Source organism: Silicimonas lutimaris, assembly GCF_047314965.1.
Taxonomy (GTDB): Bacteria; Pseudomonadota; Alphaproteobacteria; order Rhodobacterales; family Rhodobacteraceae; genus JAVJUV01.
In genome coordinates, this window is sequence record NZ_JBLBVK010000052.1 from 128,819 (window position 1) to 152,473 (window position 23,655).

General features: G+C 60.8%; 22 protein-coding genes and 1 tRNA gene. 13 read left to right on the forward strand and 10 right to left on the reverse strand.

Annotation, left to right across the window (positions count from 1 at the left end):
• Window positions 1-3 precede the first annotated feature (3 nt).
• Complete coding sequence (gene selD / locus ACKLNI_RS13855; protein ID WP_413719667.1) at window positions 4-2,163, forward strand: selenide, water dikinase SelD; 2,160 nt, start codon at window positions 4-6, stop codon at window positions 2,161-2,163.
• Here the strand turns inward: selD and mnmH are convergent.
• Window positions 2,150-3,199: a tRNA 2-selenouridine(34) synthase MnmH gene (gene mnmH / locus ACKLNI_RS13860; protein WP_413719668.1), complete on the reverse strand. Its 1,050-nt coding sequence runs from the start codon at window positions 3,197-3,199 to the stop codon at window positions 2,150-2,152. The genes selD and mnmH overlap by 14 nt on opposite strands.
• A gap of 111 nt (window positions 3,200-3,310) precedes the next feature.
• Here mnmH and ACKLNI_RS13865 point away from each other — a divergent pair, with 111 nt between their 5' ends.
• Entirely contained in the window at window positions 3,311-4,057 is a 747-nt protein-coding gene (locus ACKLNI_RS13865) for an esterase/lipase family protein (RefSeq protein WP_413719669.1), read from the forward strand.
• A 21-nt stretch (window positions 4,058-4,078) separates the two neighbouring features.
• Window positions 4,079-4,333 (forward strand): hypothetical protein, encoded by a 255-nt coding sequence (locus tag ACKLNI_RS13870; protein ID WP_413719670.1) that lies wholly within the window; start codon window positions 4,079-4,081, stop codon window positions 4,331-4,333.
• Here ACKLNI_RS13870 and ACKLNI_RS13875 read toward each other — a convergent pair.
• Together ACKLNI_RS13875 and ACKLNI_RS13880 are read right to left on the reverse strand one after the other, a co-directional pair.
• Window positions 4,330-5,541 carry an acetyl-CoA C-acyltransferase gene (locus tag ACKLNI_RS13875; protein ID WP_413719671.1) on the reverse strand — a complete coding sequence of 404 codons (1,212 nt, stop codon included), beginning with the start codon at window positions 5,539-5,541 and terminating at the stop codon, window positions 4,330-4,332. The genes ACKLNI_RS13870 and ACKLNI_RS13875 overlap by 4 nt on opposite strands.
• 92 nt (window positions 5,542-5,633) lie before the next feature.
• Window positions 5,634-5,720, reverse strand: a tRNA-Leu gene (locus ACKLNI_RS13880).
• A gap of 210 nt (window positions 5,721-5,930) precedes the next feature.
• Here ACKLNI_RS13880 and lipB point away from each other — a divergent pair.
• Window positions 5,931-6,602, forward strand: coding sequence for a lipoyl(octanoyl) transferase LipB (lipB, locus tag ACKLNI_RS13885; RefSeq protein WP_413719672.1), 672 nt, complete (start codon window positions 5,931-5,933; stop codon window positions 6,600-6,602).
• Here lipB and ACKLNI_RS13890 read toward each other — a convergent pair.
• Window positions 6,593-7,465 (reverse strand): phytanoyl-CoA dioxygenase family protein, encoded by an 873-nt coding sequence (locus ACKLNI_RS13890; protein WP_413719673.1) that lies wholly within the window; start codon window positions 7,463-7,465, stop codon window positions 6,593-6,595. The two genes, lipB and ACKLNI_RS13890, sit on opposite strands and share 10 nt — an antisense overlap.
• A 236-nt stretch (window positions 7,466-7,701) precedes the next feature.
• On the opposite strand from ACKLNI_RS13890, the gene ctaD reads away from it, so the two are divergent.
• From ctaD to ACKLNI_RS13905, 3 genes are all read left to right on the forward strand, one after another.
• Entirely contained in the window at window positions 7,702-9,378 is a 1,677-nt protein-coding gene (gene ctaD / locus ACKLNI_RS13895) for a cytochrome c oxidase subunit I (RefSeq protein WP_413719674.1), read from the forward strand.
• A gap of 149 nt (window positions 9,379-9,527) precedes the next feature.
• Window positions 9,528-9,902, forward strand: a complete 375-nt coding sequence (locus ACKLNI_RS13900) for a hypothetical protein (protein ID WP_413719675.1) — start codon at window positions 9,528-9,530, stop codon at window positions 9,900-9,902.
• 3 nt (window positions 9,903-9,905) lie between these two features.
• On the forward strand, window positions 9,906-10,382 hold the full coding sequence (locus ACKLNI_RS13905; protein WP_413719676.1) for a DUF2244 domain-containing protein: 477 nt from the start codon (window positions 9,906-9,908) through the stop codon (window positions 10,380-10,382).
• Between the two features lie 85 nt (window positions 10,383-10,467).
• Here the strand turns inward: ACKLNI_RS13905 and ACKLNI_RS13910 are convergent, their stop codons facing one another.
• On the reverse strand, window positions 10,468-10,935 hold the full coding sequence (locus ACKLNI_RS13910) for a GatB/YqeY domain-containing protein (protein ID WP_413719677.1): 468 nt from the start codon (window positions 10,933-10,935) through the stop codon (window positions 10,468-10,470).
• A gap of 176 nt (window positions 10,936-11,111) precedes the next feature.
• On the opposite strand from ACKLNI_RS13910, the gene carA reads away from it, so the two are divergent.
• The 3 genes from carA to ACKLNI_RS13925 all read left to right on the forward strand — a co-directional run bounded on the left by carA (window position 11,112) and on the right by ACKLNI_RS13925 (window position 15,576).
• Window positions 11,112-12,266: a glutamine-hydrolyzing carbamoyl-phosphate synthase small subunit gene (carA, locus tag ACKLNI_RS13915; protein WP_413719678.1), complete on the forward strand. Its 1,155-nt coding sequence runs from the start codon at window positions 11,112-11,114 to the stop codon at window positions 12,264-12,266.
• Window positions 12,267-12,390: 124 nt separating this feature from the next.
• Window positions 12,391-13,728: an acyltransferase family protein gene (locus ACKLNI_RS13920; protein WP_413719679.1), complete on the forward strand. Its 1,338-nt coding sequence runs from the start codon at window positions 12,391-12,393 to the stop codon at window positions 13,726-13,728.
• A gap of 159 nt (window positions 13,729-13,887) precedes the next feature.
• The gene (locus tag ACKLNI_RS13925; RefSeq protein ID WP_413719680.1) at window positions 13,888-15,576 is read left to right on the forward strand and encodes a glycosyltransferase; all 1,689 of its coding nucleotides are present in this window, start codon (window positions 13,888-13,890) and stop codon (window positions 15,574-15,576) included.
• On the opposite strand, the gene ACKLNI_RS13930 is transcribed toward ACKLNI_RS13925, so the two are convergent.
• Window positions 15,524-16,192, reverse strand: a complete 669-nt coding sequence (locus tag ACKLNI_RS13930; RefSeq protein WP_413719681.1) for a GntR family transcriptional regulator — start codon at window positions 16,190-16,192, stop codon at window positions 15,524-15,526. The two genes, ACKLNI_RS13925 and ACKLNI_RS13930, sit on opposite strands and share 53 nt — an antisense overlap.
• Window positions 16,193-16,287: 95 nt before the next feature.
• Here ACKLNI_RS13930 and ACKLNI_RS13935 point away from each other — a divergent pair, with 95 nt between their 5' ends.
• Entirely contained in the window at window positions 16,288-16,932 is a 645-nt protein-coding gene (locus ACKLNI_RS13935; RefSeq protein WP_413719682.1) for a pyrimidine 5'-nucleotidase, read from the forward strand.
• Between the two features lie 42 nt (window positions 16,933-16,974).
• Complete coding sequence (locus ACKLNI_RS13940; protein WP_413719683.1) at window positions 16,975-18,168, forward strand: FAD-dependent monooxygenase; 1,194 nt, start codon at window positions 16,975-16,977, stop codon at window positions 18,166-18,168.
• A 7-nt stretch (window positions 18,169-18,175) separates the two neighbouring features.
• On the opposite strand, the gene ACKLNI_RS13945 is transcribed toward ACKLNI_RS13940, so the two are convergent.
• Together ACKLNI_RS13945 and ACKLNI_RS13950 are read right to left on the reverse strand one after the other, a co-directional pair.
• Entirely contained in the window at window positions 18,176-19,306 is a 1,131-nt protein-coding gene (locus ACKLNI_RS13945) for an aminotransferase class V-fold PLP-dependent enzyme (protein WP_413719684.1), read from the reverse strand.
• 67 nt (window positions 19,307-19,373) lie between these two features.
• A complete protein-coding gene (locus tag ACKLNI_RS13950) occupies window positions 19,374-20,156 on the reverse strand; it encodes a GGDEF domain-containing protein (protein ID WP_413719685.1) in 783 nt (260 codons plus the stop codon).
• 167 nt (window positions 20,157-20,323) lie between these two features.
• On the opposite strand from ACKLNI_RS13950, the gene ilvC reads away from it, so the two are divergent.
• The gene (ilvC, locus tag ACKLNI_RS13955; protein ID WP_413719686.1) at window positions 20,324-21,346 is read left to right on the forward strand and encodes a ketol-acid reductoisomerase; all 1,023 of its coding nucleotides are present in this window, start codon (window positions 20,324-20,326) and stop codon (window positions 21,344-21,346) included.
• A gap of 113 nt (window positions 21,347-21,459) precedes the next feature.
• Here the strand turns inward: ilvC and glmM are convergent, their stop codons facing one another.
• On the reverse strand, window positions 21,460-22,800 hold the full coding sequence (gene glmM / locus ACKLNI_RS13960) for a phosphoglucosamine mutase (RefSeq protein ID WP_413719687.1): 1,341 nt from the start codon (window positions 22,798-22,800) through the stop codon (window positions 21,460-21,462).
• Window positions 22,801-22,909: 109 nt separating this feature from the next.
• Entirely contained in the window at window positions 22,910-23,590 is a 681-nt protein-coding gene (locus ACKLNI_RS13965; RefSeq protein ID WP_413719688.1) for a cell wall hydrolase, read from the reverse strand.
• Between the last annotated feature and the right edge of the window lie 65 nt (window positions 23,591-23,655).

Sequence of the window (23,655 nt, forward strand, 5' to 3'; positions counted from 1 at the left end):
CACATGATGTCCCTGCCCCTTCCTTTCGCAAAGGATGTCGTCCTCGTCGGCGGCGGCCATGCGCACGCGTTGCTCTTGCGGCGGTGGGGAATGAAGCCGGTTCCCGGCGCACGGCTGACGCTGATCAACCCGGCCCCGTCCGCGCCCTACACCGGCATGCTGCCGGGCTTCGTGGCGGGTCACTACACGCGCGATGCCCTGGAAATCGACCTCGTCAAGCTGGCGCGTTTCGCGGATGCCCGGGTGATCTTTGGTTGGGTCGAAGCTCTCGACCCCGAGGCACGGACGCTGAAGGTCGAGGGCCGACCCGAAATCCGCTTCGATCTTGCATCAATAGACATCGGCATCACTTCCGACATGCCCGAAATCCCGGGATTCACGGCATTCGCTGTCGCAGCCAAGCCGCTTGGACCGTTCGCGGCCCGCTGGCGCAACTTTCTGGCAGGCGATGGCGGAGACGTTGTCGTGATCGGAGGCGGCGTGGCCGGCGTGGAACTTGCGCTGACAATGGACCATGCGCTTGCCGGGCGCGGCAAGGTCAGCGTCATCGAAGCCGGCACGGCGCTTCAGGGTCTGGGAGACGGCACCCGGCACAAACTCATCGACAGGATGGCCGCCGCCGGAATCACCCTGCTGGAAGGCGAGCGCGTGGCCGAGGTGACGGCTGGCGAGATACTGCTAGAAAGCGGCGAAAAGATCGCCGCTAAGCTGACGGTCGGCGCGGCGGGTGCCCGCCCATTCCCATGGCTGGCATCGACCGGCCTCGCCCTGACCGACGGTTTCATCACGGTCGACGACACGCTCCGTTCGACATCGCATTCGCATATCTACGCCAGCGGCGACTGCGCTCACCTTGGCAAGACGCCACGCCCCAAGGCAGGCGTTTTCGCGGTCCGCGCCGCCCCTGTCCTCACTCATAATCTCCAGGCCGACCTGACAGGCGGCATGCGCAAGGCCTTCCGGCCTCAGAAACACTATTTGAAGCTCATTTCGCTGGGGCCAGAGGAAGCTCTGGCCGACAAATGGGGACGATCTCTCGGCGGCGCCTGGGCGTGGCGTTGGAAAGACCGAATAGACCGCGCCTTCATGGAGAAACTCGCCAGCCTGCCCCCGATGGATCGTCCGCAGCTGCCACGAAATGCGGCAAAGGGCGTGTTCGAGGCGCTCGGCCCGAAACCGCTATGCGGGGGCTGCGGTGCCAAGGTCGGCTCCGGCACGCTCGACCGCGTGCTGGACAGGCTTCCCGCCCATCAGCGGGACGACGTGACCGCAGCTCCCGGCGACGATGCGGCAATCCTTAAGGTCGGAAATGCCAGCCAGGTGATTTCGACCGACCACCTGCGCGCGTTCTGGAGCGATCCGTGGCTGATGGCCCGGATCACCGCGGTTCACGCGCTCAACGACATTCTCGCCATGGGCGCCACGCCCCAGGCGGCTTTGGCGCAGATCACGCTGCCGCCCATGGCTGCGGCGATGCAGGAAAGCTGGCTGACCGAAATACTCGACGGCGCCACTGGCATCTTCGCGGCAGAAAACGTGGCGCTGGCAGGCGGCCATACCTCGATCGGATCGGAATTGACCCTCGGCTTCACCGTGACCGGACTTGCCGCGGAAGCCCCGCTGTCGCTCGACGCAGCAAAGGCGGGCGACGCGCTGATCCTGACGGCCCCAATAGGGTCAGGCACCATCCTTGCTGCCGAAATGGAAGGCAAAGCCCGCGGGGACGATGTGGCAAGGGCGCTGGCGCATCTCTCTGCACCCCGAGGTGCCATTGCCCGTGCCCTAGCCCCTCATGCCCGCGCCATGACCGACGTCACTGGCTTCGGCCTGGCCGGTCACCTCGCACGAATCGCCAGGGCCTCTGATCTTTCTGCCGAGCTTGTCCTGGCAAATATCCCTATCCTTGAGGGTGCCGAAGAGCTTGCCGCAATGGGCGTTCGCTCCTCTATATGGCCGGAAAACCGCGCAGCCGTCGAAGCGACGCTCCCGGACACGCCTCTGACCACGCTTCTCTTCGACCCTCAAACGGCCGGCGGATTCCTCGCAGCCGTGGCACCTGAGAAGGCGGAAAAAGCGGTGTCCGATTGTCAGGCGGCAGGGGCGGATGCCCATGTCATCGGCCACCTGATCCCAAAGGGAGCTGTCACCCTCAGGATCCGTTGAGCTGACCGGCGATGTCACGCGCCAGCCGAAGTACGTCATCAGGCTCAAGACTTCCGGTTTCGAAGGTGGTGATCCCCGAACCGCCGATCCGTTCGCGAACCTTGCGATAGCGCGGATCATAGTGCTCGCGTATCAACTCTTCGGCCAGCTCCCGGTGATGACCCGCGGCACCAAGCGCCTTCCACGCCTCGACCTGTTCGCAGCCCTGAAGCTTCACCAGCCGATCCAGCCTCGCCCACAATGCCTCCTTGTCCGTCACGAGATCGGAATAAGCCTTCGTCAGGTACTCGGCCCGCGCCTCGACTGGCGCCGAGATCTCGATCCGCTCCGCCACTTTCATCGCTGCGAAAAGACGCGGTGGCAGGTTCAGGCGCCCGACGCGGCTGGATTCGGCCTCGACCACCACAGGTCGTTGGGGATCAAGCGCGTCGATCTCGGCGGCCAAGGCGCTCTCGAACGCCTTCTGGCTCGGCTGCGCGCCCCGCCCGCCCAATGCCGAGCCCCGATGATTGGCCAGCCCTTCAAGATCGAGGGTCTGGACACCCTCGTCGCGCAGGGCCTTCAGAACATCCGTCTTCGCTGTTCCCGTGTTGCCGTCCAGAAGCACGACCCGCGACGGTACCGGAGTGTCATAAAGACGCCGCACAACCAACCGGCGGTAGGTCTGGTATCCACCCTCCAGCACCTCGACCCGCCACCCGATCTGCGCAAGGATCGTCGCGAACGAACCCGAGCGCTGCCCACCTCTCCAGCAATAGACGAGTGGCCGCCAGCCTCCGTCTTTCCCGGCCAAGGGGCCTTCGATATGGGCAGCGGCATTCCGCGCCACCAGGGCACCACCGATCTTGCGCGCGAGGAACGGGCTTTCTTGAACATAGATCGTCCCCACGCGCGCACGCTCCTCGTCGGACAACACCGGCAAGCTGATCGCGCCGGGCACCCTGTCCTCCGCGTACTCGGAGGGGGCGCGAACGTCGATCACGCTGTCGAATCCGGCGCCAGCCAGATCGGAGAGGCGGTTCATGCGAAATACCATGGCGCCTCTTAATCCTTAGGCACGACAGAGGAAAGAGACCGCTGCGACGCCGCGTCATCGGCATGAGCGCTTGATTTTGAAAGCCATACTTCTCAGGTGTAAGCTATGGGTATGGTGTCACCAGGCTCCGCGATGAAATTCTGGATCGCTCTTGCTTCCTTCATGTCCGCGACATCGGCGGCGTCGGCGGATTGCGTAGTATTGCTTCATGGTCTGGCCCGCGGCCCGGCCTCCATGGCCATCATGGCAAACCGGCTTGAAGCCGCCCGTTTCAAGACCGTGAACCACGGCTACCCCTCCCGCAAACAACCGTTCGACGTCCTCGTCCACGAGGCGCTCGATGGCCCCGTCAAGGAATGCGCCGGCGAGCGGACCCATTTCGTCGGCCATTCGCTGGGCGGCATCCTGATCCGCGCCTGGCTGCAAGACAACCGGCCCGAGATCATGGGTCGCGTGGTGATGATCGGACCACCGAACAGCGGCTCGGAACTTGTCGATGTCCTGGGTGAACTGGACGCCTTCGAATGGATCAACGGCCCCGTCGGACACGTTCTCGGCACGGACCCGGACAGTGTGCCGAACCAACTTGGCTTGCCCGCCGTCGAAATCGGAGTGATCGCCGGCGACCAATCCCTGAACCCGGTCTACTCCTACCTGATCGAGGGTCCCGACGACGGCAAGGTCTCGGTCGAATCGACCCGCCTTCCCGGCATGTCCGATCACATCGTCCTGCCTGTGACGCATACCTTTATGATGAACGACCCGATCGTTATCCGCGAAACCATCCTGTTTCTGCGAAACGGCAAGTTCGACCCCGATGTCAGTTATGTGGATCTGCTGAGCGAGTTGCTCCGATAGCACGGCTGTGGACAAAACGGCGTGTCGCGCCTAGACCTGCCGATCATGGCAAACCGCAAGAACAGCCTTTTCGAAGTCCGCCATCCGATCTTCAGACCGTTGTGGCGCAGGGTGGTCGTTACAGCCTTCTGCATTGGCTGGGCGTTGTTCGAGCTTTCGAACGGTGCAATGATCTGGGCCGCAATCTTCGGAGCCTGCGGCGTCCACCTGTTCCTGCAGTTCTTCGTCAAGTTCGACCCGGCCGACTACGAGCCTGAGGACAAGAACCCTTCCTAGACGGCTTCAACAGCGATGGCTGTCGCCTCGCCACCGCCGATGCAGATCGAGGCCACGCCGCGCTTCGCATTCCGCGCTTTCATCGCGCCCAGCAGCGTCACGATGATTCTTGCCCCCGAGGCGCCGATCGGATGCCCGAGCGCCACCGCGCCGCCGTGGACGTTCAGTTTCTCATGCGGAATACCGACCTCTCGCATAGACGCCATGGCGACGACAGCGAAGGCTTCGTTGATCTCGAACAGATCAATATCATCCACGTTCCACCCGGTCTTGGCGAACAGCCGCTCCTTAGCGAAGATCGGTGCGGTGGTGAACCAGCCCGGCTCGCCGGCATAGGCAGCATGCCCCACGATCCGGACCAGCGGCGTCAGCCCCAGCCGCGCCGCCTCGGCGCCACTTGCCAACACGAGCGCCGCTGCGCCGTCATTGATCGACGACGACGAAGCCGCCGTTATCGTCCCGTCTTTCTTGAATGCGGGTCTCAGGCCCGGAATACGGTCGGGATCTATCCGTTGCGGTCCCTCGTCGGCATCGACCGTCATCTCGCCCTTGCGCGTCTTCACCGTGACCGGCGCGATTTCCCATCCGAAAGCGCCGCTGTCGGCCGCTGCCTTGGCCCGTCGCACGCTCTCGACGGCATAGGCGTCCTGTTCATCACGAGTGAACTGGTAACGCTCTGCGCAATCCTCCCCAAAAGTGCCCATCGACCGACGTGTGCCGTCAGAGGCGATGTCATAGGCATCTTCAAGACCGTCGAGCATCATGTGATCCAGTATTCGCCCATGCCCGATCCGCGCCCCGGCGCGCCCCTCAGGCAAAAGATAAGGCGCATTCGTCATGCTCTCCATGCCGCCCGCGATGACACTGGTAACCGACCCGGCGCGGATCGCCTCGTATCCCTGGATCACCGCCTTCATGCCGGACCCGCACACCTTGGACACCGTGGTGCAGGGTACCGAAACCGGCACACCCGCTCCCAGAGCCGCCTGCCGCGCGGGCGCCTGGCCCAGACCCGCAGGCAGCACGTTCCCCATCAGAACCTCGCCCGCGTTCTCCGGAGCCAACCCGGCATCGGCCAGTGCCGCTGATATGGCGCGCGCGCCCAACTCGGTCGCGCTGATGCCAGAAAATGCACCCTGGAACGCGCCCAATGGGGTCCGCGCCGCGCCGCAGATAAAGATGTCATTGCTGCCTGTATCCAACGCCATATCAGTCTCCAGCCTACGAAACGCCCGGTCGTGCCGACACGCACGGATCATCCGCCAGACGGCAGGGAAGAGCAATGATCTGGATGAAGAAATGGTGCGGTCGAGAAGACTCGAACTTCCACGGGAGTTACCCCACAGCGACCTCAACGCTGCGCGTCTACCAATTCCGCCACGACCGCACTGTCAGGCTTGGTGCGGGCGTACATAGCTTCACGCACAGACGATGTGAAGAGGCTTTTTGGGGAAATCGCGCCAAAGACAGGAGAGGGACTCGACGGGCATTGCGGCGGCCTTGGTTTCCATGGCAATTCCCTCAGGGTATACGGTTCCGAAATCGTCCGGAAATGGACCCAAGCTCCGCGCCTTAAGATACCTTTTTTGGATATCCAATGATCGACTGGATCATATCCCCCGGCCTGACCGACTACGAGCACGCTCTGCGCGAAATGGAGACACGTGCCACGGCGATCCGCGAGGGCACGGCTTCCGAGGCGATCTGGCTGGTCGAGCATCCGCCGCTCTACACCGCCGGCACTTCAGCCAAGCCCGCCGATCTGACCGATCCGAACCGCTTTCCGGTCTATACCGCGAAGCGCGGCGGGCAATACACCTATCACGGCCCCGGGCAACGCGTGGCCTATGTGATGCTCGATGTCGCTAAACGCGGCCATGACGTGCGCCGTTTCGTCCACGACCTCGAACGCTGGATCATCGCGGCGCTGGCCGAATTCAACGTGCACGGCGAAATCCGCGATGGCCGGGTCGGCGTCTGGGTCCCCCGCCCCGAGAAACCGCCGTTGCCGGATGGAAGCCAGCGAGAGGACAAGATCGCCGCATTGGGGATTCGCCTTCGGAAATGGGTCTCGTTTCATGGCCTGTCGATCAATGTCGAACCCGACCTCAGCCATTTCGACGGAATCGTCCCCTGCGGCATCCGCAATTACGGCGTGACGTCGCTGGTCGACCTGGGGCTGCCGGTCACGATGGCAGACGTCGACGTGGCGCTCAAGAAAACCTTCGCCGACATCTTCCCGACGCCCGGTGGCACGGATCAGCCGTAAACGGAAGAACTCCCCTTCGCGTCCCGCATCAGGATCTTCGTCTGCTCGGCGCGGATTTCGTCATAGATCGCAAGGCTTTCGACCGAAAAGTTCGATTCGGGCGCGGGCAAGTGCTCGAAGTTCCGGAACCTGTCCTCGCCCCGCGCCGCCATTACGAAATCGCGCATCCCTGTTTCCTGCTTCATATCAGGCCGGATATAGCGAACGACCACCCCGATCCGCCTGTCATCCGAGACGTTCGGGCCCGAGCCATGGATCGTCAGCCCATGATGCAGGCTGAACTCGCCCGGTTGCAGAACGATCGGCACCCGGTCCTCCGGCGCGACATCGACCTTCACCTCCTGCCCCCGGGACAAGAGGTTATTCGCATCGAACGTGTCCTCGTGCGGCAGGATCGGGTTCTTGTGGCTACCTTTCACAAAGTCCATGCAGCCGGACTCGGGCGACGCCGGCGACAACGCCAGCCACGCCGTCACCATGCCGTCGATGGCGCCAAGCCCCCAATAGGTCAGGTCCTGGTGCATCGTCACGATCTGCTTGGTACGCGCTTCCTTTATGAACAGCTCCGCCGCATAGATCAGAATGTCCGGGCCCAGAATGCCCTCTACGGCATCAAGAATGGCCGGCGTTCTCGACAGCCTCGCCACCATGGGAATCACCACATGCGCGTTGACGCGTTTGTACGTGTTCAGCGGGAGCGGCAATCCGTTGTCCAGCCACTCACGCTCCAACGCTTCGAGTTCCATGCGCGCCGCGCGGGCCTCTTTCTCCGAAAGCCCGCTCAACGGGAAAAGATATCCGTCTTTCCAGTAGGATTCGACCGCCTCCCGGTCCAGTCCCCTATGCTGCGTTGCCGTTTCCATGACTGGCCTCCTCCCCGATCGTATCATCTTCAGGCACTCACGCCGGGTCTGTCCAGCGCCCAGGCGACGCGTCTTCCTCTCATTCGCGACACTTTGCACCACTCACCTGAGACAATTTTACCCGCCTCAGCGTCACCTCCCCCATTGCCCCCTCCGCTTCGCATCCGTAAAAGCGAATACGAAGCGGAGGGATGACTCCGTCAAGAAACGTTTCGGGAGCTTCAGGAGGCACCTACATGGCCGACGCCGCCGCCCACGGGCACGACGGACACGACGAACGCGGGTTCTTCACCCGCTGGTTCATGTCCACGAACCATAAAGACATCGGTATTCTCTATCTTTTCACCTCCGGGATCGTCGGCTTCATTGCCGTAGCGTTCACCGTTTACATGCGGATGGAACTGAAAGACCCCGGCGTACAATTCATGTGCTCGGAAGGTGCGCGCCTCCTCTCGGCCGCAACGGTCGAGACTTGCACGCCCAACGGGCATATCTGGAACGTGGTCGTCACTGCCCACGGCATCCTGATGATGTTCTTCGTGGTGATCCCGGCTCTGTTCGGCGGTTTCGGCAACTATTTCATGCCGTTGCACATCGGCGCGCCCGACATGGCGTTCCCGCGGATGAACAACCTGTCCTACTGGCTCTACGTTGCGGGTTCCTCGCTGGCAATCGCAAGCGTGGTCTCGCCCGGCGGTAACGGTCAACTCGGCTCGGGCGTGGGCTGGGTGCTCTATCCGCCGCTGTCGACTTCCGAGGCCGGATGGTCCATGGACCTCGCCATTTTCGCGGTGCACCTCTCGGGTGCCTCTTCGATCCTCGGCGCCATCAACATGATCACGACTTTCCTGAACATGCGCGCGCCGGGCATGACGCTGTTCAAAGTGCCGCTTTTCGCCTGGTCGATCTTCGTGACGGCTTGGCTGATCCTTCTCTCCCTGCCTGTCCTGGCAGGAGCGATCACCATGCTGCTGACCGATCGTAACTTCGGGACGACGTTCTTCGATCCGGCCGGAGGCGGCGATCCGGTGCTGTATCAGCATATTCTCTGGTTCTTCGGGCACCCGGAAGTCTACATCATCATCCTGCCCGCCTTCGGCATCATCAGCCACGTCATCGCGACCTTTGCCCGCAAACCGGTCTTCGGCTACCTGCCGATGGTCTGGGCGCTGATCGCCATCGGCGCACTCGGCTTCGTCGTCTGGGCGCACCACATGTACACGGTCGGCATGTCGCTGACCCAGCAGACCTACTTCATGCTGGCGACGATGGTCATCGCGGTGCCGACGGGCGTGAAGATCTTCTCGTGGATCGCCACGATGTGGGGCGGCTCGATCGAGTTCAAGACGCCGATGCTCTGGGCATTCGGCTTCCTGTTCCTCTTCACAGTCGGCGGCGTCACGGGCATCGTTCTGTCCCAGGCCGGCGTCGACCGGGCCTATCACGATACCTACTACGTGGTTGCACACTTCCACTACGTGATGTCGCTGGGCGCCGTGTTCGGCATCTTCGCCGGCATGTACTACTGGCTCGGCAAGATGTCCGGCCGCCAGTATCCGGAATGGGCCGGCAAGCTGCACTTCTGGGCGATGTTCATCGGTTCGAACATCACCTTCTTCCCGCAGCACTTCCTGGGTCGCCAGGGCATGCCGCGCCGCTACATCGACTACCCGGAGGCCTTCGCCTACTGGAACGAGGTCTCGTCCTGGGGTGCGTTTCTGGCCTTCGCGTCCTTCGTGTGGTTCATCGGCGTGGTCTTCTACACGATCACCAAAGGCAAGCGGATCGAAGAGAAGAACTACTGGAACGAGCACGCGGACACGCTGGAGTGGACACTGCCGACCCCGCCGCCGGAGCACACCTTCGAAACGCTCCCCAAGCGAGAAGACTGGGACAAGTCCCCGGCGCACTGATCGCCATGACATGAATACGGAAAAGGGCCTCGCTTGCGGGGCCCTTTTTCTTTCTCCGTAGCTCAGGATTTCAAGGGCGGATGGCCTGAACGGGGCAGGTCTGCAAGGCGGCACTTTCCGAACCTTGCCCGCTGACCTAGGTTCAGCCCATGTCCAGCGTTCCAGCCTTCCATGACACGTACTATGTCGTCGCGCATTTTCACTACATCCTGAGTCTCGCCGTCATCTCAGTTGCGGTGATGGCGTTCGCGGCGGCTGTGCGACGCTGGTCTGACAGCCGGCTGGCACAGCGTCTCAGGCTGCTGGCGACTGCCAGCTGGGGCCTTGGCTTAAGCCTGTCGGTGATGATGATTCTGTTTTGGCAATTCGTCAGCGTTCAGACCCTGATACAAAGCCCCCATTTGCTTCATCTGGTGAATGACGCTTCAAGTGTCGCAGGGTTCTTCTTGGTGCTGGCGCTCGCGTTCTGTGGCGCTATGATCTTCGTCGCACTGTGGCATCGAACCTTCAAACCAAAACGCTGACCCATGCCCTACCGCTGGACCGACGACACGCACGAAAAGACGCTCACACTCTGGCCGCATCAGTCCCTGACCCCTCGCGGGTTCACATGGTTCATTGGCGCGACGTCATTCATGCTGACACTGCCACTGCTCGCGGTACTGGGCTCGCCGGTAGCGTGGGTGCTGATGGTGTTCTTTCTCGGGGCCATCGCCGCCGTCTGGCGTGCGATCATGGCCAACCGCGCTGACAGGTCGCTTCACGAGGAACTCACCCTGTCCACCGAACGCGTTCACCTTCAGCACGTCCCCAGCCGAGGACCGGTGCTGCAGTGGGAGGCCAATCCGCACTGGGTCAGCGTCAACATGCGCAATGATGGCCCGGTAGAGAATTACCTCACTCTTCGTGGCGGGGGCCGCGAAGTGGAACTTGGCAGTTTCCTCACACCCGAAGAACGTGAAGGCCTCTACAGGGAACTGAACGGATTTCTGCGTCCGATCTGAGCATCACCCAGAAAACCGGCAAACTGCCATACGATGTGCCGACGTTTTTCCGACACTTCGCAGACCAAGTACGTCCCGGAAAATCTTATCCCAGACGTGCCTTCACAGCAGGGCCGACCGCGCCGAAATCCATCTGTCCGGTATACTTCGCCTTGAGCGCACCCATTACCTTGCCCATGTCGCGGATCGAGCTTGCACCCGTTTCGGAAATGGCGGCATCGATGGCTGCAGAGGTCTCCACCTCGTCAAGCTGCCGCGGCAGAAACTCTTCTATGACGGTGATTTCGGCCAATTCCTTCTCGGCCAACTCAAGGCGGCCACCTTCTTCGTAGGCCTGCGCCGAGTCCTGGCGTTGCTTGACCATCTTGCCGAGAATCTGCAAGATTTCGCCGTCGCCAACACCCGCGTCCGCAACGTCACCACCTTCGGACCGCTTCGCGATGTCCCGGTCCTTGATCGCGGCATTGATCAGCCTGAGGGTGGACAACCTGTCGGCGTCCTTGTCCTTCATCGCGGCCTTCAAAGCCTCGGCAATCCTGCCTCGTAAGTCCATCTCGTCTATCCCACTACCGAGAGTCCGGACCTTACTCGTTCCATCCGAAAGCCGCAACAGGTCATAAATTACTTAAGTCATTGATTTAAATAAATAAGCGATTTCTGCACACCTCTTGACCGCACCCGGCCAAGCGCGTAAACCGCTGATCGTTTACGCATCCGGAGGACCCGCACATGACGGACACGCAGCCGAAACCGACCGCATGTCTGGCCTTGGCGGATGGAACCCTGTTCCTTGGCAAGGGCTTCGGAGCGACGGGTCAGAAAGTGGCCGAGCTTTGCTTCAATACGGCCATGACCGGATACCAGGAGATCATGACCGACCCCTCCTACGCGGGCCAAGTGGTGACGTTCACGTTCCCGCATATTGGAAATGTCGGCGTGAACCCCGAGGATGACGAAACGTCTGACCCGGTTGCCGAGGGCCTTGTGGTGAAATGGGATCCAACAGAGCCGTCGAACTGGCGCTCGACGGGGGAACTGGGAGACTGGCTGGCGCGGACCGGGCGCATTGGCATCGGCGGTATTGACACCCGTCGCCTGACCCGCGCGATCCGGCAGCAGGGCGCACCGCATGTGGCTCTGGCCCATGATCCCGAAGGCAATTTCGACATCGAGGCTCTGATCTCTGCCGCCCGCAGTTTTCCCGGCCTCGTTGGTCTCGACCTGGCCAAGGATGTCACCTGCTCACAAAGCTACCGCTGGGATGAAATGAGGTGGGCCTGGCCCGAGGGATATTCCCGCCAGACTGCGCCAAAATTCAAGGTCGTGGCCATAGATTATGGAGCAAAGCGTAACATTCTTCGCTGCCTCGCCTCGGCTGGCTGCGATGTGACAGTCCTGCCTGCGACGGCGACGACAGAAGACGTTCTGGCCCAGAACCCCGACGGTGTATTCCTGTCGAACGGTCCTGGCGACCCGGCAGCCACGGGCGAATATGCGGTCCCCATGATCCAGGGAGTGTTGGAGAAGTCCGACCTTCCCGTGTTCGGGATTTGCCTCGGGCACCAGATGTTGGCGCTGGCGTTGGGTGCGAAAACGGTCAAGATGAACCACGGTCATCATGGCGCGAACCATCCTGTGAAGGATCTCGAGACCGGCAAGGTGGAAATCACTTCTATGAACCACGGCTTCACCGTCGACTCTCAAACCCTGCCCGATGGCGTGAAGGAAACACATGTTTCCCTTTTCGACGGATCGAACTGCGGAATCCGCATGGCAGACCGTCCGGTTTTCTCGGTCCAGTATCACCCCGAGGCCAGCCCCGGACCGATGGACAGCTACTACTTGTTCGAGCGATTTGCCGACGCGATGGCCGCAAGAGTCTGATTAGGAAACAATTCGACCAATAGGGTCACATTGTTGCCAATAACTGTTGGAACAGTGGAAGAATCTACTTGCATTAAATTTTGAACGATGTTCATTTTGAACATCGTTCAAGACGGAGAGCCTCATGGTCGATGGCACTGCATCGGAAATGCCCAAAGGAATCTTGGCACGCGCCCGATGGGCTGCGGTGAACACGCCCGAAAAACGCAACCGCGCCGTCGATCTCTACCGTGCCGTAGCGATCTGTTTCGTGGTCCTTGGTCATTGGCTGCTGGTCGCACCCGTCATCCGCAACGGCGACCTTGAACTCTCGATACTTCTGGCCGAACAACCGTGGACGCAATTTGCGACCTGGCTCTTTCAGGTCATGCCCGTCTTCTTCTTCGTCGGAGGCTATTCCAACGCCCTATCATGGGCCTCGGCACAGAAAGACTCCGAAAAGCGCCGTACATGGGCCGCTACTCGCCTTACCCGACTGTTGAAGCCCACAGTTCCACTCGTGCTGCTCTGGGCGGTCGCGGCTTTCATCGCGGGGCGGATGGGCGTCTCACGCGAACTGATCGACGCTGCCAGCCAGGCAGCGCTGGTCCCGATCTGGTTCCTTGCCGTCTACATCATGATCACCGTTTGCGTGCCAGTATCGGCGTGGGTCTGGCAGCGCCTCGGACTTCTGTCCGTCGCCCTGCTGGCCCTCGGTGCGATTGCCGTCGACGCGATCGGCCTCGGCCTCGATCAGGGCTGGCTGCGCTGGTCGAATTATGGGTTCGTTTGGCTGGCCGTTCACCAATTGGGTTATTGGTGGAAGGAAACCGGAGGCTCGAAGGGCCTTGCGGTCGCTTTCATCGCGCTTGGAATCGCCTGGCTCTACTTGCTGATCGGCCCGTTTGGATATCCCGTGTCCATGGTCTCTGTCCCCGGCGAAGAGGTGTCAAACACCCGCCCGCCAACCACGGCCATGCTGGCTGTCGGGTCGATACAGATCGGTCTTGTACTGCTACTTGAGGGCCCCATAAATCGTTGGCTCCACCGTCCGGCACCTTGGTCGCTTGTGATCCTGCTGAACCAGATGATCATGTCTGTCTACCTCTGGCACATCACCGCGGTGATCGCGCTGATAGGCATTGCCATGACGCTGGGTGGCGTTGGCCTCTCACTTGAACCCGGAACCGGGATATGGTGGCTACAACGCCTTCCCTGGCTGTTCGGTCTTGTTGTCCTGATGATCCCGTTCCTTGCCATTTTCATGCGCTTCGAAAATGCCTCCCGCACCGCAGGTTCGGCTCTGCCCGGACAGGCCCAGGCCGTGTTCGGAGCAATCCTGACCTGCGCCGGACTCGTGATGATCGCGCTCAATGGAATTGGAGCGGATGGCCCAGTCGGCGTGAACCTAATCGCCCTCCTGCTGGCGCTATTTGGTGTCGGGCTGGCGACGATCGGTCGCGCGCCGAAAACCACCGTTTGAACAGCCGCATTTAAGGCACCTTTAACCGCGTTCCGCCAAGGAGTAGGCATCAAGTCCCTGTCCACGGTGTCCGGATTGCATGCGAACTCTTCTAAACCTTCGACCTTAGTGCTCTCACCCCGAAACAGGGTTGCGCCCTCCCAAACCAGTTCCCCGGGCATGGGAAATGTCGATCTGACACGACACAAGCCGGACGCCCGCGCACTGGACCGCCTCGGAATCGAGGCGTCGTTAAGGCTCGGTGTCCTTCCATTGCGATCCGCCGGCGCAATTACCCCGGTTGCCGTCGAACGCAGGGCAGACTTCGACGCGGCGCTTCCAGCGCTCGAGCAAGCCCTCGGCTCGGTGGTTTGCTGCCGCGCCAATCGCAATGAAATCGAGCGTCAGATTGCGGAAATGCGCGCACCAACCCTCGCTGCGCGAGCGGCACTTCGGACGCAAGCCAACGAAAGTTGTCGGGCGTGGTCCGGATCAAAGCTTGCCGCTTTTGCGGTCTTCCTCGGTCTGCTTCTGGCCCTATGGGGTGTTGCATCACCAAGCACTCTCATGATCTTCCTGACAATCTGGGCAACACTGACTCTGATGTCTGTCACGACTCTCCGAGCGGCATCAGCACTTGTCGAGATGAAACACGCACGACGCCTTTCCCAGACATGGCGAAGTCAGAGATGCATAAGAAACCCCGGAGAGCCACAGCCCATAATCTCGCTTCTCGTACCTCTCTACGACGAACAAGACATTGCCGGTCGGCTTGTGTCGCGCCTGCAAAAATTGGAATACGACCGAAACAGGCTTGAAGTGCTGCTGGTACTGGAAGCGGATGACAAGCGCACACGCTTGGCGCTGGAAAAGGCGCATCTACCTGGCTGGATGCGTGTTATCCACGTTCCCTCGGGCATCATTCGGACCAAACCCCGCGCCATGAACTTTGCGCTGGATTTCTGCCGAGGCGATATTGTCGGCATCTACGACGCTGAGGATGCTCCCGCACCCGACCAACTTCTCAAGGTCGCCGACGCCTTCCGCACCTCTGGCCCGCAGACGGCATGCGTACAAGGCGTTCTGGATTTCTACAATGCACGCCAGACGTGGCTGACGCGCTGCTTCACCATCGACTACGCTACCTGGTTTCGACTTGTCTTGCCTGGGATGGTGCGCCTTGGCTTCGCTATTCCGCTGGGCGGCACAACGGTGTTCTTCAGGCGTAGTGTTCTGGAACAGATCGGGCGATGGGACGCCCACAACGTGACAGAAGATGCCGATCTTGGTATCCGCCTGGCGCGCCGGGGTTATCGCGTCGCCTTCATCTCCTCGGTCACTGAAGAGGAAGCCACTGCGTTCGTACCCACTTGGATCAGGCAGCGCTCGCGCTGGATCAAGGGCTATGCGGTGACATGGGCGGTACACATGCGCGACCCGCTCAGACTTCTCGGAGAACTTGGCGCCCTACGTTTTCTTGGGCTGCAGATCCTGTTGTTTGGCACACTGAGCCAGTTCATTCTGGCCCCTTTCCTCTGGTCCTTCTGGCTGGTGCTGTTCGGTCTTCCGCATCCAGTCTCATCCGTTCTGCCCTGGGAAGCCGTCATCGGACTTGGCGTGATCTTCCTTCTGTCGGAAATCACGACCCTTGCCATCGCGGCACTTTCCGTCGCGACACCGCGTCACCGATGGCTGATAAAATGGGTCCCGCTCATGCATCTGTACTTTCCTTTGGCCGCGATCGCGTCATGGAAAGGTTATGCGGAACTGATTTGGAAACCGTTCTTCTGGGACAAGACAGCCCACGGACGGGCACCTACTCCGCGACCGGAGGATCACGACGCGCCGCCTCCTCGGCATCCTGCCTGAGACGGGCCTCGAAGGCGCGGCTGATGTGGGCTCGCAAAGCGGCAGAGGCCGCTTCGCCGTCGCCGCGCGCAATCGCGTCGACAATCTCGGCATGCTCGGCCAGCGCAACCTCGCTACGGCCCTTGGCCGCAAGAGAGGTCGTGGCCATCAGGGCCATCGATCGATAAACGAGGTCCAGCTGCTGAACCAGGTAGCGGTTGTGGGAAGCGAGGTGCACCTGCCGGTGGAACCGCCGGTTGGTGCGCGCAAGCGCAGCCGGATCTCCGACGCGCGCCCTGTCTTCTTCCACCATTTCCTTCAGAAACCGAACCTCTTCTTCGGTCGCATGTCGCGCGGCCAGCTTGGCCGCCAGCCCTTCGAGTTCGGACCGCACCATGTAGAGTTCCGCCATCTGGTTATGATCCAGCGAGGCAACGATCAGCGATCGTCCATCCCTTGCCAGAAGAGATTGCGTCTCCAGCCGTTGCAGAGCCTCGCGGATCGGCGTGCGGCTGACGCCAAAGCGCTCCGCCAGTTCACTTTCGACAAGGCGGTCCCCGGGACGGTAGGTCCCGATATCAATCGCGCGCAGAATAAGCTGATAGGCGTCCTTCTGCTCGGGTTTCGTGTCTGGCATGGGCCGGCCTCCTTCGTAGAGGCCAGACTATGGCGCTGCGGCGGTCCAGATCAAGCACGATGGACGCCGCCCCGTGTCCGCGCTAGATCATTGCCATGCCAAAGGATGCATTTTCTCACGTGACAACTTGGGTCTTCGACCTGGACAACACCCTTTACCCGCCACATGCGCGGCTTTTCGACCAGATCGAGGTCCGGATGACCGATTGGGTGATGCGCGCACTGAGTGTCGACCGGGAACGGGCAAATCAGGTGCGCAAGGACTATTGGGCCCGCTATGGGACGACGCTTGCCGGTTTGATGCGGGAACACAATGTCGACCCTGCCCCATATCTGACGGATGTGCATGATATTTCGCTCGACCATCTCGAACACGACCCGCAACTCACGCATGCCATCTCCGCACTTCCCGGACGGCGCATCGTCTACACGAACGGTTCGGCTCCTTATGCTGAGCGTGTCATCGCGGCGCGCGGTTTGTCCGGTCTTTTCGATGCCGTATACGGGGTGGAGCATGCCGGATTCATGCCAAAGCCAGAGCGCGCTGCATTCGATGCCATCATCGCGATTGATGGTTTCGCTCCCGACCGCGCGGCCATGTTCGAAGACGATCCGAGAAACCTTGCGGAACCCCACGCCATGGGTATGCGCACCGTACACGTCGCTCCCGAACCCGAGCCAAGTGATCATATTCACCATCATACTGACGATCTGGGCGGTTTTCTGGCGCAGTTGGTCTGAGCAGCCTTCCCCTGCCCCTCGCCCCGCCCTAACTTCCCACTCATGAGCGCGAACACGGATATCTTCATCTCGGGCGGAGGCATCGCCGGACTGACCGCTGCGCTGGCCATGTCTCGACTTGGCTTGTCGGTTACGATCGCCGATCCGACACCTCCCCCGGCTGGCGCCGAGGCCGACGGCTCCGATCTAAGGTCAACCGCCTTTCTTCAGCCCGCTCTACAGTTATTCCAGGAATTCGGCATCTGGGATGCGCTTGCGCGCTATGCAACGCCGTTGGAAACCCTCGCGGTCATAGACTGTACCGGTGACCCTCCGCACCCAAAGACAGAACGGGCATTCAAGTCGTCCGACCTCGGCGAAGCGGCCTTCGGATGGAACCTGCCAAACTGGCTGACACGAAAGTTTCTGACCGAAGCCGTGGCGGATGCACCAGGCGCGGACTTGCGCCTAGGAACCGGATTTCGCTCAATCCTGACGAGGGAACGCGAAGCGATCGTCACGCTCGATGACGGGACAAAAGTGAGAGCCAGACTGGCAATCGGGGCCGACGGCCGGGACTCACCCCTGCGCGAGGCGGTCGGGATTCCGACCGAGACGACGCGCTACGGCCAGAAGGCCCTTGCCTTCACGGTGAAACACGACGTTCCTCATGGGAACGTCTCTACCGAACTCTACCTGTCGGGCGGCGCATTCACACTGGTTCCCTTGCCGGATCACAACGGACGACCGGCCTCGGCAGTGGTCTGGATGAACGACGGCCCCGAGGCAGCCCGGCTGATGGCGCTGGACGATCAGGCCTTTTCAGAAGCTGCGACTATGCGGTCATGCGCAGTTCTGGGCCAACTGACCCTCGCATCTCCCCGTCGAGCCTGGCCGGTGGTGACCAGGCGGGCCACGAAACTGGTTGCCGAACGTACCGCGCTCGTCGCCGAGGCGGCCCATGTCCTTCCCCCGATCGGGGCACAAGGGCTAAACACCTCGTTGCACGATGTCCGCGCGCTGATCGAACTCGCCAAGGAAATGCCCGACGACATCGGACAACGCGCCTGGCTTGATCGCTACGCGAAGTCACGCGAGCGCGACATTCACACCCGCGCTCGGGTAATCGATCTTTACAACCGGGTTTGCCGGTCCGACGCGCCGCCGGTACAGGCCCTGCGCTCGCTCGGCCTGACGCTCGTTCACGACGTAGCGCCTCTGCGCAAAGGCGTCATGCGCGCCGGACTGGGAAGCTGACGCTCGCTCAGCCGACGATACGATCCAGTGCAGCCTCGAAACGCGCAACGCTGGCATCCACATCCATCAGCTTGTCTATTCCGAACAGGCCGACCCTGAAGCTCTTGTAGTCGGCCCCCTCGCCAACCTGCAACGGGACACCCGCTGCGATCTGCAGCCCTTCCTTGGCAAAGGCTCGACCGCTCTGGATTTCAGGGTTGTCGGTGTAACAGACCACGACACCTGGAGCCGCAAACCCGTCTGCGGCAACAGAGCGGAAGCCTTTCGAGGCAAGGTGAGCGCGGACACGATCGCCCTGTTCCCATTGCGCGGATTTGAGACGCTCGAACCCGTAGGACTTGCATTCAAGCATGGTATCCCGAAACGCCCGCAGCGCATCCGTCGGCATTGTGGCGTGATAGGCATGACCACCTGCTTCATAAGCCTCCATGATCGATAGCCATTTCCCCAGATCCATCGCGAAGCTGGACGATTGTCTGGATTTCACCACGCCCACCGCTCGTTCCGAGAGCATGACCATCCCGGCCGAGGGAGAGGCGGACCAGCCCTTTTGCGGCGCAGAGATCAACACATCGACCCCAAGCGCCTTCATATCAACCCAGATACAACCCGAAGCAATGCAGTCGAGAACGAACAGGCCGCCAGCCGCATGAACGGCCTCTGCAACGCGCGCAATGTAGTCGTCTGGCAGAACCATACCGGCGGAGGTCTCGACGTGAGGTGCGAAAACCGCGCTGGGTTTCTTCTCCGCGATCTGCGCAATCACCTCTTCGATCGGCGCGGGTTGAAACGGTGCCTTTGCTTCGTTTCCTGTCCGGCGGGCCATCATCACATGCTCTTCCGCAGGCAGCTTTCCTGCATCGAAGATCTGGCTCCAGCGGTACGAGAACCAGCCATTCCGGATCACCATCACCGTCTCGTCCTCTGCCAACTGGCGGGCGACGGCCTCCATGGCATAAGTGCCGCCACCTGGGATCAGAGCAACAGAGTCCGCGTGATAGACATCTTTCAGCATGGAAGAGATGTCGCGCATCACACCCTGGAATACCCCGCTCATGTGATTGAGCGAACGGTCGGTAAAGACGACCGAGAATTCCAGCAATCCCTCCGGGTCGATATCCTGTCTAAGCGCAGCCATTTCCTTCTCCGTTTTGTCTTCGGATGACGTTTCGTTTCGCGACGATGAAAGCACAGTTTAAAGCAGATCAGAACCGGCTTGTTCTTCGCATCGAACGTACGCTTTCTTCGGGATCAATGGACGCGAAATCCTCCTCGGTCACAACCCTGTTGCGGCCGCTTGATTTGGCCAGAAGAAGCGCCTTGTCGGCGCGTGCGATCAGACCATCGATCTTTTCGCCAATTTCTCCGCTGGCAAGACCAATGCTGATAGTCAAGGGTATCCGTCGGTTCTCAATGGGTACGTCGAGCGCTCCAACCGCCAACCGAAGGCGTTCTGCACAACGTTTGGCTGTTTTCAAGGATGTCACTGGCAGGCAAACAATGAACTCCTCCCCGCCGTAGCGCGCCAAAATATCCCCTGTCCGGCACACTGACTGCAGTCTTTTGGCCGTCTGGGCCAGAACTTCATCGCCAAACTGATGTCCATAGGTGTCGTTGATCGACTTGAAGCGGTCGACGTCTATCATCAGGACACTGCTTCTGGAAATGTCGACGGCACACGCATCCATGAAAAACCGGGCCCGGGTATGGACGCCGGTCAGACTATCCGTCTCGGTCATCTGGCGCAGTTCATGCTGATGGTTCTGGCCAAGCATGATCTGCCAGCATCCAAAATATCCAAGGCCTCCCCCGAGAATGGCTGCAATGGAGATTGCGTGGTGCAGAATCGGCTCATACAGCATCTGCGACACAAACAGGCGATAGTAACCGACCGTCCCGATCACTGCTGCATCCGTAATAATCAGGGTCCAGACCAGAACATCGATCTGGCTGCGCATTCTGATCTTGAGATCCAGGCGATCGTTCATTCCGGTTCCTTTGGCCGATGACTTAGGCAAAAGACTCTAAAGCGCGGTTAATCGACCCTTGGATGACAGAACTGCGATTGCGGCAGTTCTGCGTTGCCTGCTTGCATCCGCGGCAGGTTTCGCTAGAAGCGCTTGGAATTTCGAAATTCGGGACGAGAGGGAGCTCCATGCGCGTTTACTACGATCGCGACTGCGACATCAATCTGATCAAAGACAAGAAGGTCGCCATTCTTGGTTATGGCAGCCAGGGCCACGCACATGCGCTGAACCTGCGCGACAGTGGGGCAAAGAACCTTGTGGTGGCCCTGCGCGAGGGCTCGCCCTCGGCCAAGAAAGCCGAAGGCGAAGGCCTTCAAGTGATGGGCATCGCCGAAGCGGCAGCATGGTGCGACCTGATGATGTTCACCATGCCGGACGAACTTCAGGCAGATACCTACAGGAAATACGTCCATGACAACCTGAAAGAAGGCGCCGCTATCGCTTTCGCTCACGGACTGAACGTTCACTTCGGCCTGATCGAGCCGAAAGCGGGCGTCGACGTCATCATGATGGCGCCCAAGGGCCCCGGGCACACTGTGCGCGGCGAGTACGTGAAAGGCGGCGGCGTGCCCTGCCTGGTCGCGGTTCACAACGACTCTTCCGGCAAGGCGCTGGAAATCGGCCTCTCCTATTGCTCCGCCATCGGCGGCGGCCGCTCGGGCATCATCGAGACCAACTTCAAGGAAGAATGCGAAACCGACCTCTTCGGCGAACAGGCCGTGCTCTGCGGCGGTCTTGTCGAACTCATCCGCATGGGCTTTGAGACGCTGGTCGAGGCCGGTTACGCCCCCGAGATGGCCTATTTCGAGTGCCTCCACGAAGTGAAGCTGATCGTGGACCTGATCTACGAAGGCGGCATCGCGAACATGAACTACTCGATCTCGAACACCGCCGAATACGGCGAATACGTCAGCGGACCGCGGATCCTGCCGTACGACGAGACCAAGAAGCGCATGAAAGACGTCCTTTCGGATATCCAGTCCGGCGCCTTCGTCCGCGACTTCATGACCGAGAACGCGGTCGGCCAGCCGTTCTTCAAATCGACGCGCCGCAATAACGACGCTCACCAGATCGAAGAAGTCGGCGAGAAGCTGCGCGGCATGATGCCGTGGATCTCGAAGGGTAAAATGGTGGACAAGGCGAAGAACTAACGCCTTGGCCTCCTAGACAATGAAAAGCCGGGCGATTGCCCGGCTTTTTCGTTTGTCGCTGAGTGTTTTTCCCCCCGTACTTCCCGCTGTGTTCCCACGCCGGGCGTACGTCCTCAGGCAGTCTCCACGGCCCGGACCACGTCATCGACCACGGCCACCAGCAGATTGTCGTCTTCGCATTCTGCCATGACGCGGATCAGCGGCTCTGTCCCAGACTTCCGGATCAGCAATCTTCCCTTGCCGTTCAGCCGCACTTCGGCATCGCGTATGACGTTTTGAACCGAGACCGCGTCCAGAGGTGCCGTTGCCGGATCGAAGCGGACGTTCTTCAAGAGCTGCGGAACCGGAGCGAAGACTTGGCGCAATTCGCTGGCGGGACGGCCCGTGCGCTTCATCTCGGCCAGAAACTGAAGTCCAGCCAGCAGGCCATCGCCGGTGGTGGCATAGTCTGTCATCACGATATGGCCGGACTGCTCTCCCCCCAGATTGAAACCACCCGCGCGCATCTCTTCCACGACATAACGGTCCCCGACAGCAGTCCGTTTGAGGGAAATGCCTTTCCGTTCAAGGTAACGTTCAAGCCCGAGGTTCGACATCACCGTAGCGACTAGCGTATTTCCGGCCAGTCGGCCTTCCTCCGCCCAACGCGCCGCGAAAAGCCCCATGATCTGATCGCCATCGGCCACGACGCCGTTTTCATCGAGGATCATGATCCGGTCCGCATCGCCATCAAGGCATATACCCACGTCGGCCCCGTGACTTACGACAGTCTCGGCCGCCAATCGCGTATCGGTCGAGCCGCAGCCCTTGTTGATATTCGTCCCATTCGGCGCCACGCCCAGCGGAATCACTTCGGCCCCAAGCTCCCAAAGCACCTGCGGCGCCGCGCGATACGCTGCGCCATTTGCGCAGTCCACGACGACCTTCAGCCCGTCTAATGTCAGATCTGACGGAAAGGTGGATTTCACCCGTTCGACATAGCGGAACAAACCATCGTCGATCCTCTTGGCGCGGCCGATATTCTCGGCCTCCGAGAGCATGATGTCGCCTTCAAGGATCGCCTCGATGCCCGCTTCCGCTTCATCGGAAAGCTTAAAACCGTCGGGGCCAAAAAACTTGATTCCATTGTCTTGGTGCGGGTTATGGCTGGCCGATATCATCACTCCGACATCGGCGCGCATTGACTTCACAAGAAGCCCGACGGCAGGCGTGGGCACCGGCCCGAGAAGAAGAACGTTCATGCCGGTCGAGGTGAAACCTGCAGTCAGCGCATTCTCGAACATGTACCCGGAAAGCCTTGTATCCTTTCCTATGACAACGCGATGCGCCGGCGAGCCATCGCGCCGAAAATACCGCCCTGCAGCAGCTCCCAGCCGCAACACTGTCTCGGCAGTCATTGGGTGCGTGTTCGCACGCCCCCTCACGCCGTCTGTACCGAAAAGATTCCGTTTCATTGGCCTGCTCGTTCTTGTTCTCTTTGAAACTTATCACGTCAGGGAAAAGCAATCATCAATAATGAAAAAAGGCGGCCTCTGGGCCGCCGTTTCTTGCCTGTCGTCCGCCTCAGCGTTTCGCGACGCGGTCTGGTTGCCGATAGAAGTGATGAAACCCGATCGTCGTCGTTCGCGGGAACACACGCGACCAACGCGGCTTGACCGACTTGGTGTGATAGTGCGTCGCTCCGCCCGTAAGAACGCGAGGAGCACCGTCGAGCATCATGCGGGCGACCTTGCCCACGAGATCACGCGCCGGTCGTTCGTTCATCACTTCAGGGCGGCCATCACAGGTATAGGAGAACTGGCAGCGGTACCGCTCTCCGGTTCCCTGATTGACTACGCCGCAAACCGACGACGGGTAACGCGGGTCATCGACCCGGTTCAGTATGACCTCGGCGACACCGAAGATGCCCTTCAAGGTCTCACCGCGGGCCTCGAAGTAAAGTGCCTCTGTCAGACAGGTCCATTCTTTGCCACCGTCCGCCTTTGGCAGCGATGCGAGGCGGTCGCGCGAATAGATGCCATCGGCGCCTTTGCCACCGGCCTTTGGTGCCTCGATCAATCTCGAGAGGCTTTTTCCGCGAACCGATGTCAGGGTCCGGCTTTCTGCGCCAACCAGCGCGGACAGACGCTCGTCCAGAGCGACGGTCGGGTTGTTCGAAGAGCTCAGCGTCACTTCCGCGGCAGCCGGCCACGCGACAGTCATGGCCGCGATGACGCCCAAGCCCCATAAAACGGGTCTGATCATGTTGCCCCCTCCAGGTAGAAGGTACACAAGGTAGAGGCCCGTTTCGGCCCCAATCACTAGATAAC